Consider the following 15272-nt stretch of genomic DNA (forward strand, 5'->3'; position numbering starts at 1 on the left):
CTCCTTCAAGGCTTGGGTGGGGCTGTCGGATTGTAAAAAATCGCGCCTCAAAATTAGAGGGTTTAACTCATTCCTTGGGTGGCTTTAGCGCACATCCGGGAGCGAGGTTAAATTGAGGTGCCGCGCCGCTGCCGGCATCTGGCGTGCTTTGGTAGTCAACCTCTACGGTCTGTCCCAGCTGCAGCTTGCGAGTAGAAGACGTCAAGCTCGCGGTCCATTTATCAAAACTGAATTTTTCAGGGTCCTTACGTAAATCTACTTGCCCTTCAAGCCCCAAGTCCGCCAGCCGCACAGTGAATCCTGCGCTGGTAACGTGGGCCACTTCCCCCGCGTACCGCGTTTTCTCTGCCAGTTTGCAGCGATCAAGGTAATTACCAGTGAGCCATCGCTCGGCGGCCTGTGTGGCACTTCGGCCACGGGCTATCGCTGCCGCGGTATTTTGCAGCTGCAGATCTGTCACGGTGTCACCCGGCTCTCCCGCAAGAACTTTTTTAATTTGTCGGTGGGTTAAAAAATCGACGTATTTACGCAGCGGTGAGGTGAAGTTGGTGTAGGCATTCAAGGCCATTCCCATATGCTCTGCCGGTGAGGTGCTAAAGACGGCCCGGGTCAGCAGCCGGTTTACCATGCCGCGTAAGGGGAGTGGATGCGTTGCGTTCAGGGCAGTAAAAACTTGCTGATAACCTGCGACTGTATGCGTTGATATGTCGGCTAGTTCTGGGAGGTAGCGCTTCAAAAACTCTTCGGTCTCGCTCGCTCGATCTTTGCGGAATCCCGGATGAACCACAAAGGGACCGGTTGCTTCTGCCATAGCTAAAAAGTGCGCAGCGCTTCTATTCGCCGCAATCATGCATTCCTCCACCAGATGCTGTGAGGCAAGCTTTTCTGAGGTTTCAATGTTGCCGATTTGACGTTCATCATTGAGTTGCCATCGATACTCTGTGCGATCCTCCATGACCAACTCGTGATTTTCACGATGATGACGAAGCGCGCGGTAGGCCTGCACTAAAGCCTCTAGCGGATTTGACCAAGCAATCAACTGATCATTGTGGCCGGTCACATAACGATCAACCGCGGCGTAGGTCAGCTTGGCTTTGGATTGGATTTTTGCCTGAATAAATTCGTAGCTGCCGACGTTACCCGCGTCGCTGACGTTGATTTTACAGACCAGCGAGGGTCGAACTTCTCCTTCCGCCAGCGCACAAAAATCTCTGCCAATGGCCTCGGGAAGCATCGGTAACACGTCGCCGTGAAAATACGTCGAGGTCGCGCGTGAGGTCAGCGTCTCGTCTAGCCCTTCAAGCCCATCTAGATAGGCGGTAGGGTCAGCGACGGCGACGTAAAGCACCCAGCCCTCGCTGGTGACCTCGGCGTACAGGGCATCATCGATGTCTTGTGTTCGCGCAGCGTCAATTGAGACGAAATTCAGATGGCTCAGATCCACACGTTCTGGATCAGCCAGGGGGCTGCGCCCCTCGGCAAACTTGATCCAGGCAGCCGTGTCTTTCTCGTTCCAAGCCCAGGCGAGACCGGCCCTCGCTGCACAGTAGCGATTTTCTAAGCCTGGGGAACCCTGAGAACCGAACACCGCGAGAACTTTAGCGGAGGGTTTGCCGTCCTTGATGGGGTGGCGCATCAGTGCGCATTCAACCTTGTCCCCGGGTTTCGCGCCGTTGCGGGCATGAGGGGGAATAAACAACCAGCGCTTCATATCGTGGAGGTCAGGCTCAACAAAGACCGCCTTTCCTTTCACCACTAAGGTTCCAACAAAGCGATCCAGCGTACTTGCAATAAGCCGCTCGATGTCCGCTACGGTTCGTCCTTCCTGATTCTTTTTGCCGCTTTTGCCCTTTTGAGTAGCGGGGCGAATGCAGATGCGCACTTTGTCGCCCGGAAGGACTTTAAGCATTTCATCAGGTGGAATGAAGATTTCGCGGCCGTCGTCAACCACAGCGAAACCGTAGCGATTTTGTGTGCCTTTGACCGTGGCGTCGACGTATTCTTTTTCAGCCTCAATCTGCTGTTTCAGGCCCTTCAATTGGGCCATGGCGTCGTTGTTCAGCATGGCCTTTTGGGGCTCCCGGATATCGCAGCTGTCAGCAAAGACGAATCGGGCATCAGTGGCCGGATTCAAAGTAGGCGTGAATGCTAGCGAAATTTCCGTCTGCTGTCAGCGTCTGACGGACTTCTTAGCGTTAAATTACTGTCTCCGTTGACAGTGGGCACGTCGAGAGCTTTACTGGTACCAGGCCGAAAATAAATGAGTAGGGCGGATATTGTTTGATAAAACGAGCTGATCCACGGTGGGATCCCCACAGCAAACAGTTCAAGACAACGTCGCAACCTCCTGAAGACAGGCAGGGCTTTACCACTAACGCCCACCAGAATAAGACCACTACTTTCGATCAAATTTCTAATGCTAAGGAGTCTTCCTATGGAAGCGATTAATGCTGCTTGTCATGACGAAAACCTTGATACGGCCTCATCGGGCCGCAAAACCTACGTACTCGACACCAATGTACTCCTTCACGACCCCACAGCGGTTGCCGCCTTTATGGAGCACCACGTGGTCATTCCAATGACCGTTCTTGAGGAACTCGACCATATCAAGGATCGGCGGGATAAAACGGTTAGCCGAGAGGCGCGCATCGCCATTGGGATGATTGAAAAGATAGTAGGCGGCGCAAGCCCTGGGGCAACACAAGCAGGGGTTGAGATTCCCGGCTCAAATTTCAATGGGCCATTGGGCACGCTTGCCATTTACCCTGATCAGCTGATCCAAGAAGACGGGGTGGTGCCGTTTCTCAATGCGACACAGGATCAGGCCAATGACAATCGTATTATTAATGTCGCGTTAAAGCTGCAATCTGAGCAACCAGAGGCAGTGGTGTGCTTGGTGACTAAAGATATCAACATGCGGATTAAGGCCAAGGGGTCTGGGCTTAATAACGTCGAGGACTACCGCCATGACCGTGTCTTGGACGATATCGATTTACTCTCAACGGGCTACGAGCACGTCAGCGGGGATTTTTGGTCAACCATTGCCGAGGTGGATACGATCCGGGAGGACAATGTCACCCTGCATCGGCTTGCAAAGGCGGCGCTGCCCAACGCGTATCCCTGTCAATTTGTCTACGATGATGAAAAATTTCTGGCTTATGTGGTCAAAATAGACGACGAGTTCGTTTATCTGCGCGTGGACAGCCGGGATAACCTCATGAATCAGCGTTTTTGGGGGCTAGCGCCACGGAATTTGGAGCAGGCGATGGCGATGCGCCTGTTGGACGATGGCGACATTGATATGACGGTGTTGACGGGCCCTGCGGGCTCGGGCAAAACACTACTCGCCCTCGCCTACGGTCTTCACGCCATTCTCGAGCAGCGTAAATTTTCCAAGTTGATTTTGGCAAGATCAACCCCGCCTATCGCCGAGGAGATTGGTTTTCTACCGGGGACTGAAGAGGAGAAAATGGCACCGTGGTTGGCCGCTTTTGAGGACAATCTGGAAATATTGCATGGCACCGATGAGTGCGCAAATGGCAGTATTGATTACGTAAAAGAGCGTGCGAATATTCAGTTCAAATCATTGAATTTTATGCGCGGCCGATCGTTTAACAACGCCTATATCATTATTGACGAAGCTCAAGGCCTGACTCAGTTTCAGTTGAAGTCGATCATTAGCCGGGTGGGCGCAGACTCGCAAATTGTCGTGTTGGGTAATCTGGCGCAAATCGATAATAAATATATCTCCCCTCTTACTTCGGGGTTGACCTACCTCGTAGAGCGGGTAAAAGCCTACCCCCACGCCGGCACTATGTTCATCAACGGCATCCTGCGGTCGAGGCTGGCGGCGTTTGCTGAGGAAAATCTGTAAAGCCAGATTTAGCCTGCGAGCTCTGCCTTGACCCTGACAGCAGCCCCCGCCTCCGCAGCCCAATTCAGTGCGCTTGAGGCCATTACGATGACCGTGGAGCCCAAAAAGAAGCGACCTATCTCGTCTCCCGCCGCAAATGTCGGCGCATGATCGTCGCTCCAGAGGGTCTCTCTTATCGCGTCAGGGGAGGGGGCCTCTACGCCGCCCCAAACCGTTTCTATGCCGGCAACGATGATGGCACCCACGAGCACCACGGCGAGTGGCCCATCGGCAGTATCAAAATGGCACACCAGCCGCTCATTCCGGGCAAACAGCTGGTCAACTGTTTGAGCGGTGCTTTTGTTAACGGCAAACAAATCGCCGGGAACGTAACAGGTTCGTCGAAGTGTCCCTGTCGTGGGCATGTGAATTCGATGGTAATCGCGGGGTGACAAATAAATGGTGGCGAAGCTGCCGTCCTGAAAGGCTTGCGCTGCTACAGCATCGCCGCCCAACAGGGCTGTTGCGGTGTAATGCCGACCTTTAGCCTGAATCATAGCGCCCTCGGCTATTGCTCCTCGTTGACTGAGCTCACCGTCTGCGGGCATTACAAATCGACTGTTGGCGAGAGGGCGCGCGTCCGTTTTTAAGGCTCGAGTAAAGAACGCGTTAAAGTGGGCGTAATCCTCGGGTTTCTCAATCTCTGCATCCTTTAAAGAAATGCCATAGCTGTTCATAAAAGCTTTGATTAGTGTCGTCTTCAGCCAGTTTGGACCCTGGAGGTGGCCTAACCACCCCGCCGCTCGAGATAGATGATGTTGTGGGAGTAGCGACTGTAATATGGCAAAAAATTTCATAAATAGATAAACGTAGTGGCGTAGGAAAGGAGGTATTCTAGCGGGGGGTGGCGTCTAGGTCAGTGAATTTAGCACTATGGAATCAACGTTTATGCAAAATAGTTGTCAGCACAGCTACGCTCAAAAAGGTTGTATTCGATTTTTGTGCGCCATTGCGTTAACGATGGCGCTGCCAGCGTGGGCTCAAACCCCGTCCGGGGAAGATGCTGGTCTAACCGCAGATGCACCCGCAGAAGCGCCCACACAAGTTCGGGTCGTGGAAACCACGGCCCCTGAAGTAACGGCGTCGAAGCCCAATGCCACATCCAACCAAGTGGAGGATGCAGCCCTGTTGGATCAGAGTGTCGAATCCGATGAAGAGGCACTGTTCGAGGGCACTTCATGGATGGATACTGGACATGGTCTTGTCACTGAGAGGGCTGATGACCTCACCCAATGGTTTGACGCGTATTTTGGTGGAGGTGACTCTGAGGATACTGAGGCATATTCGCGGTTACGGCTTCGTGTCAGCAATGAGTGGGATGAGCGTCTCGGTAATGATGTCCGTTTTCGACTGGGTGGTAAGGTCAATCTGCCGCAAATTTCCAAGCGGCTTGATTTGGTGTTTCAAGGCGATGACCCGCTCAACGACATCAACGGCGAGCAAGATGAGTCACAGTCTCGGGTTGCCCTGGAATTAAAAGTTAACCGGTTTGAAGACTCTGACGTCGACTTTAAGCTCACCTTGGGTGTCGGTTCTAACGGGCCAAAGCCGGGTGTTAAGTTCACTTATCAACGGGATTTGAGCGAGCGTAATAGCCTGCGGTTTATTGAGCGCGTCCAATTTGATGCTGGGGACGGCACTACCAGTACATCTCGACTGCTTTTTGACCACCAAATCGATGATCAAAAGCTGATTCGCAGCTACTCACGGGCGCTGTATGGATCTAGTACTGACGGTCTGGAATTGAGCACCAGCTTGCAATGGATCAACTTTTGGAATGCAGATCGCGCAAATGGTGGTCCCACCGAACGCGGCCTTATGGTCTACGGTGAAGTCTGGGGGGCTACAGAGCCTTACGACTATGTCTCTAACTATAAACTGGGTGTTAGATTCCGTCGCCAAACCTACCGTGATTATTTGTTCATAGAGTTTGAACCCAGCTACAACTGGCGTGTTGATGAACCCTACGATAGTAGAGAGGGAGCCTGGCGGGTTGACTTGCGTTTCGAATTCTTACTCTTTGAGGATTTGCGTAAAGATCGCGGAGATTCCTAAGCGTGTGGAAGGTGGCAATGAGCTCCTCACACGCCTAACGACCGCGCTAACTTTGACGCTGCACATTGCGCAGCATGTGATGTCTCGGCGGGTCCTTCGTGCGGACATGTATTCAAGGATCTCTTAACTCATCGACGAGACGATTTGACGGTAACTGCTGAGTCGATCTTCACTAATTTCACCGCGCTCATGCGCTTCGAGTATCGCGCAACGAACCTCATGGCTGTGGCTACAATCCCGAAAACGGCACGAGCCTAGAAGCGGTTCAAATTCCACGAACCCCGCGGCTATGGCGTCTTTTGGTAAGTGGCTGAGGTGAAATTCTCGGACGCCGGGGGAGTCTATGAGGCGACCGCCTCCGGGCAAATGATAAAGGGCTGCGGCTGTCGTGGTGTGTCGCCCCAGGCCGACCGCGTCAGACAGAGCCCCGATGCGAATTTCTAGGTCGGGCAATAACCGCTGAATTAACGAAGACTTGCCAACGCCCGACTGCCCCACCAGTGCGACGGTTTGCGTGGCCACCATGTCTAACAAAGCGTTAGCCGTTGGGTCACTTAGCTGGTCAGTTGTGAGCACCTCAATACCCAAGTGACTGTAGATTTCGGCGAGTTGAAGCACCGATGGCGCCTCAGGTAACAAATCAGCCTTGTTGACCACCAAGCTAGCCTCGATACCTGCGTGCCCGGCTGCCACCAAATAGCGGTCGATTAAATTGGCTTGAGCAAGGGGTTGTGGCGCGATGACAATTAATAAGCGATCGATATTGGCGGCTATGGGTCTGAGTACACCCTGACTATTGGGCCTTGAGATAACGGTGCGACGGGGTAGTAAAGCTTCAATAACCCCATGCTCACCTTGCGGTGTCCACACAACCTCATCTCCAGCGACGGGGTCTTCGGCGCGGCGTCGAAGTGTGGTTGTTCGTCGATCGCCATCTGCCGACTCAATGAGTACCTGTTTGCCGAAGCGCGCGATGACCAGTCCCGATTCACCGCCTAGGTCGCTGTCATTGCGATAGCGATCCTGCGCCGCTTGAATGCGTCGGTGTTGCTGTTTACTGAGGCGTTGTTTCGACATGGGGTCAGTCTACTGCGTCCTTGCCGTTCTTGTGAGTGAAGTTTTTAATGTCCTAATAGCAGCTCTGATAGACTTCCGGTAATTAGGAGGGCTTTATGTCAGACGCACAAAATCTTATTTGGGTCGATTTGGAGATGACCGGCCTCATCCCTGAGCAGCATCGCGTCATTGAAATGGCCGTGATCATTACAGATAGCGATCTGAATGAGTTGGCGCAAGGACCGGTGATTGCGATTCGCCAAAGCCAGGCAGAAATCGATGCGATGGATGATTGGAATACCAGCCATCACACAGCCTCTGGACTGGTAAAGAGAGTGCTTGAGAGCGATTACGACGAGCAACGCGCGACGCGAGAGACATTGGCTTTCCTAGAAAAATGGGTGCCAAAAGGCCGCTCCCCGATGTGCGGCAATTCCATCTGTCAGGACCGACGCTTTATGGCGCGTCACTTGCCGGACCTTGAGGCGTTTTTCCATTACCGCAATCTTGACGTGAGCTCTTTGAAAATTCTTGCTAGTCGCTGGCGGCCTGATTTACCGGGGTTAAAAAAGCGCAATGTCCATCTGGCTCTCGATGACATTAGAGAGTCGATCGAGGAGCTGCGTTATTACCGAGACCACTTTCTTCAGGTGCCCTCGTTATAACTCAGACCTGATCAGCGTGTTGGGCAAGCGCCCAAGCCACGTGCTCCCTGACTAGGGGGGAGGGGTGGTCGCGGCGTTTACTTAATGCGTCAATCACTTCTATCGTCTTGGTGGCGTTGCCCAAAGCAATGGCAATGTTACGCAGCCAGCGCTCATAGCCAATCCGGCGAATGGGCGATCCTTGCAGGCGTGTTTCAAAATCGTGGTCTGTCCAAGCGAACAATTGGGCAAGTGTTTCATTGTCGAGATTGTGACGTGGCGCAAAGTCAGGCTCATGGGTGGGTTGGGAGAATTTATTCCAAGGGCATACCAACTGACAATCATCACAGCCATAAATACGGTTGCCCATTAAGGGGCGCAACGCTGGGTCAATCGAACCCGGGTGCTCAATAGTGAGGTAAGAAATACATTTTCGGGCGTCCAAGACATGAGGTGCCACAAAAGCTTGGGTAGGACAGATATCGAGGCAGGCGGTGCAGCTGCCGCAGTGTTTTTCGGTTTTAGGGGCATCGGTGTTAAAGGGTATGTCGGTGTAGATTTCGCCAAGGAAAAACCAGGAGCCTGCCCGCTCGTTGATGAGCATGGTGTTTTTGGCGATCCATCCCATTCCCGCTTGCTCGGCCAGGGCGCGCTCGAGGACTGGTGCACTGTCGACGAAGGCGCGGTATTGCCCTGATCCCAGTTCAGCTTCGATCCGCTTTGCGAGTCGCGCAAGGCGTTGCCGCATGAGTTTGTGGTAGTCGCGGCCTAGGGCATAGCGCGAGATGTAGGCACGATCACTTTGGGTCAACAGCACCTCGGGGTCAGCGGCAGACTCTGGGAAGTAGTCCATTCTCAGCGTTAACACGGTACAGGTTCCGGGAATGAGTTCAGCGGGGCGCGCTCGTTTCAGCCCGTGCCGAGTCATGTAATGCATGTCGCCCTGATAGCCGGCGTCCAGCCATTTTTGTAAATAGCCCTCGTGTTGGGCCAGGTCTATCCCAGTAATGCCCACCTGTTGAAAGCCCAATTCCTGTGCCCATTGCTCCAGCTGTGACCGAATGGCAACGAGAGAGTCTGGATTTTTGTTGGAAAGCGTCATCGCGGCATTCTGACAGACCCACATGTCCCCGTCGTGCTAATGCTTCGGTACACTTGCGCAATGACAGATATGACTGAACTTACCGTTGATCTACCAGATGAGCACAGCACCATGGCCTTTGGCGCAAGTCTGGCTCGGGTTTGCCCGTCGCCTCTGCGGATTTACCTTGGTGGCGAGCTGGGTGCAGGCAAGACGACACTGAGTCGTGGCTTTCTGCGCGCCTTGGGCCATGAAGGTAGCGTGAAGAGCCCAACATACACATTAGTAGAGCCCTATGAGTTCGATAGTGTTATGGTTTTTCACTTCGACCTTTACAGAATTGCCGATCCGGCAGAGCTAGCCTACATGGGGTTTGATGACTATCTGATGACTCCGGCTATATTGCTGGTTGAGTGGGCTGATCGCGGTGGAGATTGGTTGCCACCTCCAGATCTAATGGTTCATTTATCCCCTGTGGGTGAGGGGCGGCAGCTGCACTTAATGCCGCGATCAGAACAGGGTGCGCTGGTCTGTGAGCAACTGAGTAAAAAGCACTAGGGCAGTGCACACCGTAAAAGTTTGGGTTTTGAGTCGGACCCGCGTGCAGATAAACGACATTTAGGGCAGGCATGCCCTCTACAGAGTGAGCGTGCAATTGGCGTCAGGGCAAGCAAATTGGTGCAGAGCAAAAGTCATACCCTTCGGTGTGCTCCTGTGCTTGTTCTTTTCCCTCATAATGCCAGCGCACGCGGCAGAGATTCTCGACGTTCGGTTGTGGCGGGCCCCTGATCACACCCGCGTGGTTTTTGATCTTTCGGAGTCCATTTCTTACTCGATACTGGAGCTAGACAACCCAAGGCGCCTGGTGATTGACGTGGTGGATGCGCGTCTAGTCAACGCCCTCACCAACCTGCCCTGGAAAATACACCCATTGCCCGAGTGCGCTCGGGAGTGCGTAAAGGCGATGATTTACGCATTGTTTTCGATCTTGAAGCCAAGATCCGTCCTAAAAGTTTTCCGCTAGAGCCCAATGAGCGCACCGGTCATCGTTTGGTGCTCGACCTTTTTGACGACGGTGTTTCAGGCAGTGAGGTGCCTGCGGTGAAGAGCGTAGATGAGCTGGCGAATCGCCGAGATATCATCGTGGCTATTGATGCGGGTCACGGTGGCGAAGATCCCGGGGCATTGGGGCCCAAAAAGCTGTATGAGAAAAAAGTTGTTTTAGCGATCGCCAAAAAACTAAAGGCGAGGCTGCAAGAAACCCCTGGCCTGCAGCCTGTCATGATCCGCGATGGTGATTACTACGTGAGCCTGCGTGGGCGACGGGATTTGGCACGAAAATACCAGGCAGATTTATTTGTTTCGATTCATGCCGACGCTTTCCGGCAGGCTTCAGCTAACGGGGCCTCGGTTTACGCGCTGTCAACTAAAGGCGCTTCGTCAACGGCGGCGCAATATCTGGCGGATCGTGAAAATTCTGCTGACCTAGTGGGTGGCGTCAGGCTATCGGATAAAGATGACATCTTGGCAGGGGTGCTAACCGACCTGTCGATGACAGCCACGCTCGACACCAGTTTGAGCTTGGGTGCCAGAGTGCTGGCTGAAATTGGTGATTTTGCAAAGCTGCATAAGCCCAAAGTTGAGCAGGCTGGATTCGCCGTGCTCAAAAGCCCCGATATCCCATCGATATTGGTCGAAACAGGGTTTATTTCAAATCCGACCGAGGCTAGCCGGCTCAATTCATCGAGTTATCAGGACAAGATGGCGCGGGCTATTCACAGCGGAATTTTGACCTGGTTCAAATCACATCCTCCCGCGGGTACGCTACTAGCCTGGCAAAAAGGCAATCAGTCAGATGGGCGTGTTTATGTCATCGCTAAGGGCGATACACTCTCTGAAATCGCGGCTCGATATGAGGTGACTCTCGATTCACTCAAGGCCACCAATGGGCTGAGTGGCTCGACCATTCGTATCGGGCAAGTATTAAAGATACCTGACGGCCAATGACACAGCATCGAATTCATAGATTAGCGACCCGTCTCGCAAACCAGATCGCCGCAGGTGAGGTCGTGGAGCGACCAGCCTCGGTGATCAAAGAAGCCATCGAAAATAGTCTTGATGCCGGAGCCACCCGAGTCGACATTGAGCTGGAGTCCGGCGGCGTCCAGTTAATGCGGGTGCGTGACAATGGCGAGGGAATCTCCGCTGAGGACTTAACGCTGGCGCTGGCGAGACATGCGACATCAAAGATTGACTCAATAGACGATCTTGAGGCGGTAGGGACTTTGGGTTTTCGAGGGGAGGCGCTGGCTTCTATTGCCTCGGTGTCGCGGCTGTCGTTGACCAGTAATGCCTCAGATCAGGGGGTGGAGGGCAGAGTAGCTCAGTCCGAAGGACGAGACATGACCGTGTCGGTGAGTCCAGCGTCCCATCCCCGTGGCACAACCCTCGAGGTTCGTGACCTCTTTTACAATACGCCCGCGCGACGCAAATTTTTACGTACTGAAAAAACAGAGTTGGGTCACATCGATGAAGTCTTTAAACGTCAGGCGCTGGCTAGGAGCGATGTTGCTTTTTCATTGAGGCATAACGGCAAAACCCTGCATAGTCTGAAAGCGGCCAATAATCAGGCGGAGCGTGAGCGAAGGATTGCCACCGTCTGCGGCTCAGCATTTATGGAGCAGTCGGTTGCTTTGACGCGTGAGGCGGGAGGCCTCTCGCTTTATGGATGGGTGGGTCTGCCGACGTTCTCCCGTAGCCAAGCCGATTTGCAATATTTTTTCGTCAACGGGCGTGTCATCCGCGACAAGCTTGTGACCCACGCCATAAAGCAGGCTTACCGCGATGTTCTTTTTCACGGCCGTCACCCAGCATATGTCTTATTTTTAGAGGTCGACCCCGCGGTGGTCGATGTCAATGTGCACCCGACCAAGCACGAAGTGCGGTTTAGAGAAGGTCGCGAGGTTCACAGTTTTATTTTCAGTACGTTGCACCGAGCTCTGGGTGACCTTCGACCCGGTGATGGGGCGGCAACCAGTGATACGGCAGCCGTTAACGAGCCGGGGGGAGTGGCGTGGCCCACAACACCGCAGCAGGCTCCCATGGGGCTGTCCATGCCTGCGGGGGGGCACTGGCAACCCGAGGTGCAGGCAGGCACCTCAGATATCAGTGCTCTCACTCGCCTGTACTCCAGCTCTGCTTCAAACCGCGGTGGTCAAAGCGCGACGGCGATGGCAGCGCCCGGGCCGGGGGACGACGAATCTGAGGTGCCGCCTTTGGGATTTGCCTTGGCGCAGCTGCATGGTGTCTTCATTCTCTCGGAAAATGTTGAAGGCCTTGTCTTAGTGGACATGCATGCTGCTCACGAGCGCATTACTTATGAACGACTAAAGCGCATGCGGGATGACAGCGGTATTAGAACGCAGCCCTTATTGGTGCCTCAAACGATTACGTTGTCCTCACGGGAGGTGGCGGCTGCCGTCGAAATGTCGCAAGCGTTGCTGGCACTGGGCCTAGTGCTCGATGCTACAGGTGATGAGCAGTTAGTCATCCGCGAAGTGCCTATTGCCTTAATTGGTGGTGCTATTGACGCCTTAGTAAGAGATGTTCTGTCCGACATGATGACATTTGGGACGTCAGACCGTATTGCCGCGCATGAAGACGAACTCTTGTCGACCATGGCGTGCCATGGGTCTGTGCGCGCGAATCGAAGGTTAACCGTGCCCGAAATGAACGCGTTGCTGCGCGATATGGAAATGACTGAGCGGTCGGGTCAGTGTAACCACGGGAGACCAACATGGGTTCAGTTGGGTATGCAGGACTTGGACAAGTTGTTTTTAAGGGGCCGTTAATTGGCAGCCCCATCTTTACTGTGTGTCATGGGCCCTACCGCAGCGGGTAAAACCGACTTGGCAATTTCTCTGGCGCAATCGCTAAACGGCGAGCTGATTTCGGTAGATTCAGCGTTGGTTTACCGAGGGTTGGATATTGGTACCGCGAAGCCTGACTACCCACACCACCTGATTAATATTAGGGATCCCAGCGAGCCCTACAGTGCGATGCAATTTTCCCGCGATGCCACGGCTGCGATTTCCGACATAAGGGCCCGAGGGCGGTTGCCGATATTAGTGGGGGGAACGATGCTGTATTTCCGGGCTCTGCTGGAGGGTCTCGATAATATGCCTGCCAGTGACCCAATGATTCGGCAGAAAATCGAGCGCGATGCCGTCCTAGAGGGGTGGCCTGCGATGCATGAGCACCTGCAGCGCGTTGACCCCACCCTGGCGTCGCGCTTGCACCCCAATCACAGTCAGCGAATTGCCAGAGGGCTGGAGGTTTGGCAGATGACCGGGAAACCCTTGAGCGAATGGCAAAAGGGTGACGGTGACAGTGCTCTCGGTGAATCGCCAATATCTTTGGTGATTTGCCCTGCAGAGCGCAGTGTGCTGCACGCCCGTATCGCTGATCGACTCGATAAGATGTTGCATGCAGGGCTATTGGGTGAGGTGCGAAAACTGTGGCTACGGGGTGACCTGAACCCCGAGCTGCCCGCTATCCGGGCCGTGGGTTATCGCCAATTTTGGGCGCATTTAGAGGGGGAAACCTCGCAAGATGAAGCCGCTCAGGCTGTGCTATTCGCCACCAGACAGCTCGCTAAACGCCAGCTGACATGGCTGCGCCGCTGGCCAGCAGATGCGTGGCTCAAGACCGGTGACAGCGGTGAGCTTTTGGCTGTAGAAAATTATTCAACGCCCATTTGGCGTGAGTTTGCCGAGAAACAGGGGCTGCTAAAAAATGAAATTGGCCCTTTGCACCAGAGCGAACACCAGATGGCGGCGCTAAATGCGGCTATTAAAGCGGCACTTAACGCAACATTTTAGAACTATTGCGGAACTAACTCGCGTTATGACGGGCCTAAGCGCTATAATATATCCCGCTCGGAATTGGGCTGCTTTGCGTCACGGTTTGTGACGCCTGCGATACGACAACTAGGAGTTACCATGTCAAAAGGGCATACGCTACAAGACCCTTACCTCAATGCTTTACGAAAGGAACGGGTTCCCGTTTCAATATACCTGGTCAACGGTATCAAGCTGCAGGGTCAAGTAGAATCGTTCGATCAATTTGTGGTGTTACTGAAAAATACGGTGTCTCAGATGGTTTACAAGCACGCCATCTCCACTGTGGTGCCTGCGCGAAATGTACGCATCCCATTGGACGGCCCCGAGGAGGACAACGCCGATAACGGCTAAGTCTTCAGACGCGCAGCTCTTTGACCGTCATGCTGGCGGTGAAAACGTCGTTTTGGTTCAACTCGCTATCGATGACGGCGGGCAGGAACTTGATGCTCAAGAGTTCGAGGAATTGGTGACATCGGCAGGTGGCAAGCCCGTAGCGATGGTAACCGGGCATCGCCGCGCACCCACAGCAAAATTCTTCGTGGGCACCGGAAAACTCGATGAAATTCGCACGGTCAAAGACGCCGAGGAAGCGGAGCTGGTGGTCTTTAATCATCCCCTTACGCCCTCGCAGGAGCGCAATCTTGAGGGTGCCCTCGAGTGCCGCGTTATTGCCAGAACGGGTTTAATCCTAGATATTTTTGCTCAGCGCGCGCGCACCCACGAGGGCAAATTGCAGGTTGAGCTCGCACAACTGCAACACATGAGCACGCGATTAGTTCGGGGTTGGACGCACTTAGAGCGACAAAAGGGCGGTATTGGCCTGAGAGGTCCGGGGGAAACGCAACTCGAGACAGACCGGCGATTACTGCGGGCTCGAATTAAAGCGATCGAATCCCGACTTGATAAAGTCAAAGCCCAGCGCGCGCAAAGTCGTCGGGCGAGAAAGCGCGCAGAACTGCCGTTACTGTCTATTGTCGGCTACACCAATGCGGGTAAATCGACGTTGTTCAACCGTTACGCTGCCGCCGACGTTTATGCTGCAGACCAACTGTTTGCCACTTTGGATCCGACATTGCGCCGCGTTGAGATTCCGCATCTTGGTGATGTTGTGCTCGCAGACACCGTAGGATTTATTTCCGACTTGCCTCACACGTTGATTGACGCGTTCAAAGCAACACTGGAAGAGACCTTAAATGCCGATTTGCTAATACATGTTATCGATGTGGCAGCGGACCAGCGTGACTATTGGATATCTGAGGTCGATTTAGTACTTGCTGAAATCGGCGCGGGCGATGTGCCGAGGTTGTGCGTATTTAATAAGCTAGATTTACTCGAGCAGTCACCACGAATTGTTCGAGATGAGGAGGGTCTCCCCACAGCCGTATATCTTTCTGCACAGACCGGTGAAGGTTTGTCGCTACTTGAGGAGGCGCTGAGGGAGCGTTTGCAAGATGAGGTATTCGAGGGGGAAGTTGAGCTGACACCAGGTCAAGGCAAGCTGCGAGCTGCGCTTTTTGACATCGGTGCGGTGCTAAGCGAATCTTTTACCGCCGCTGGAAACACCCTTTTAGAGGTGCGGTTGCCACAAAAAGTTTGGAATCGCTTGCAACATCAATATTGAG

The 15272-nt window shown here is 53.7% G+C and carries 12 protein-coding genes and 1 pseudogene; 9 read left to right on the plus strand and 4 right to left on the minus strand.

Features of this window, described 5'->3' with window-relative positions; genetic code table 11:
- Window positions 1–67 precede the first annotated feature (67 nt).
- Window positions 68–2134 (minus strand): VacB/RNase II family 3'-5' exoribonuclease, encoded by a 2067-nt coding sequence (locus tag ACMAZB_RS02305; RefSeq protein ID WP_435219230.1) that lies wholly within the window; start codon window positions 2132–2134, stop codon window positions 68–70.
- 300 nt (window positions 2135–2434) lie between these two features.
- On the opposite strand from ACMAZB_RS02305, the gene ACMAZB_RS02310 reads away from it, so the two are divergent.
- Window positions 2435–3874, plus strand: coding sequence for a PhoH family protein (locus tag ACMAZB_RS02310; RefSeq protein WP_435219232.1), 1440 nt, complete (start codon window positions 2435–2437; stop codon window positions 3872–3874).
- An 8-nt stretch (window positions 3875–3882) separates the two neighbouring features.
- On the opposite strand, the gene asd is transcribed toward ACMAZB_RS02310, so the two are convergent.
- The gene (gene asd, locus ACMAZB_RS02315) at window positions 3883–4710 is read right to left on the minus strand and encodes an archaetidylserine decarboxylase (protein WP_435219234.1); all 828 of its coding nucleotides are present in this window, start codon (window positions 4708–4710) and stop codon (window positions 3883–3885) included.
- 91 nt (window positions 4711–4801) lie between these two features.
- On the opposite strand from asd, the gene ACMAZB_RS02320 reads away from it, so the two are divergent.
- Window positions 4802–5968 carry a hypothetical protein gene (locus ACMAZB_RS02320; protein ID WP_435219236.1) on the plus strand — a complete coding sequence of 389 codons (1167 nt, stop codon included), beginning with the start codon at window positions 4802–4804 and terminating at the stop codon, window positions 5966–5968.
- Between the two features lie 123 nt (window positions 5969–6091).
- Here the strand turns inward: ACMAZB_RS02320 and rsgA are convergent, their stop codons facing one another.
- The gene (gene rsgA, locus ACMAZB_RS02325; RefSeq protein ID WP_435214095.1) at window positions 6092–7045 is read right to left on the minus strand and encodes a ribosome small subunit-dependent GTPase A; all 954 of its coding nucleotides are present in this window, start codon (window positions 7043–7045) and stop codon (window positions 6092–6094) included.
- Between the two features lie 95 nt (window positions 7046–7140).
- Between rsgA and orn the strand changes: the two genes are divergently transcribed.
- Window positions 7141–7689 (plus strand): oligoribonuclease, encoded by a 549-nt coding sequence (gene orn / locus ACMAZB_RS02330; RefSeq protein WP_435214097.1) that lies wholly within the window; start codon window positions 7141–7143, stop codon window positions 7687–7689.
- Window position 7690: 1 nt separating this feature from the next.
- On the opposite strand, the gene queG is transcribed toward orn, so the two are convergent.
- A complete protein-coding gene (gene queG / locus ACMAZB_RS02335) occupies window positions 7691–8770 on the minus strand; it encodes a tRNA epoxyqueuosine(34) reductase QueG (RefSeq protein WP_435219238.1) in 1080 nt (359 codons plus the stop codon).
- A gap of 60 nt (window positions 8771–8830) precedes the next feature.
- Between queG and tsaE the strand changes: the two genes are divergently transcribed.
- The 6 genes and pseudogenes from tsaE (at window position 8831) to hflX (ending at window position 15271) form a co-directional block, all read left to right on the plus strand.
- Entirely contained in the window at window positions 8831–9307 is a 477-nt protein-coding gene (gene tsaE, locus ACMAZB_RS02340) for a tRNA (adenosine(37)-N6)-threonylcarbamoyltransferase complex ATPase subunit type 1 TsaE (RefSeq protein WP_435219240.1), read from the plus strand.
- 178 nt (window positions 9308–9485) lie between these two features.
- Window positions 9486–10756 (plus strand): annotated as a pseudogene (locus ACMAZB_RS02345) (N-acetylmuramoyl-L-alanine amidase).
- Window positions 10753–12600, plus strand: a complete 1848-nt coding sequence (mutL, locus tag ACMAZB_RS02350) for a DNA mismatch repair endonuclease MutL (RefSeq protein ID WP_435219242.1) — start codon at window positions 10753–10755, stop codon at window positions 12598–12600. Before ACMAZB_RS02345 ends, mutL begins: the two are co-directional and overlap by 4 nt.
- A gap of 27 nt (window positions 12601–12627) precedes the next feature.
- Complete coding sequence (miaA, locus tag ACMAZB_RS02355) at window positions 12628–13629, plus strand: tRNA (adenosine(37)-N6)-dimethylallyltransferase MiaA (protein WP_435220118.1); 1002 nt, start codon at window positions 12628–12630, stop codon at window positions 13627–13629.
- Between the two features lie 120 nt (window positions 13630–13749).
- The gene (gene hfq / locus ACMAZB_RS02360; RefSeq protein ID WP_435214103.1) at window positions 13750–14001 is read left to right on the plus strand and encodes an RNA chaperone Hfq; all 252 of its coding nucleotides are present in this window, start codon (window positions 13750–13752) and stop codon (window positions 13999–14001) included.
- Window positions 14002–14053: 52 nt separating this feature from the next.
- On the plus strand, window positions 14054–15271 hold the full coding sequence (hflX, locus tag ACMAZB_RS02365; protein ID WP_435220119.1) for a ribosome rescue GTPase HflX: 1218 nt from the start codon (window positions 14054–14056) through the stop codon (window positions 15269–15271).
- The last annotated feature ends 1 nt before the right edge of the window (window position 15272 follow it).

It is taken from the genome of Luminiphilus sp. nBUS_07, from assembly GCF_051201685.1.
GTDB lineage: Bacteria > Pseudomonadota > Gammaproteobacteria > Pseudomonadales > Halieaceae > Luminiphilus.

Excerpts from the sequence above, each read along its gene's own strand:
- ACMAZB_RS02310 (WP_435219232.1), top strand. The coding sequence starts at position 2,435 with ATGGAAGCGATTAATGCTGCTTGTCATGACGAAAACCTTGATACGGCC.
- asd (WP_435219234.1), bottom strand. The coding sequence starts at position 4,710 with ATGAAATTTTTTGCCATATTACAGTCGCTACTCCCACAACATCATCTA.
- ACMAZB_RS02320 (WP_435219236.1), top strand. The coding sequence starts at position 4,802 with ATGCAAAATAGTTGTCAGCACAGCTACGCTCAAAAAGGTTGTATTCGA.
- rsgA (WP_435214095.1), bottom strand. The coding sequence starts at position 7,045 with ATGTCGAAACAACGCCTCAGTAAACAGCAACACCGACGCATTCAAGCG.
- orn (WP_435214097.1), top strand. The coding sequence starts at position 7,141 with ATGTCAGACGCACAAAATCTTATTTGGGTCGATTTGGAGATGACCGGC.
- queG (WP_435219238.1), bottom strand. The coding sequence starts at position 8,770 with ATGACGCTTTCCAACAAAAATCCAGACTCTCTCGTTGCCATTCGGTCA.
- tsaE (WP_435219240.1), top strand. The coding sequence starts at position 8,831 with ATGACAGATATGACTGAACTTACCGTTGATCTACCAGATGAGCACAGC.
- mutL (WP_435219242.1), top strand. The coding sequence starts at position 10,753 with ATGACACAGCATCGAATTCATAGATTAGCGACCCGTCTCGCAAACCAG.
- miaA (WP_435220118.1), top strand. The coding sequence starts at position 12,628 with ATGGGCCCTACCGCAGCGGGTAAAACCGACTTGGCAATTTCTCTGGCG.
- hfq (WP_435214103.1), top strand. The coding sequence starts at position 13,750 with ATGTCAAAAGGGCATACGCTACAAGACCCTTACCTCAATGCTTTACGA.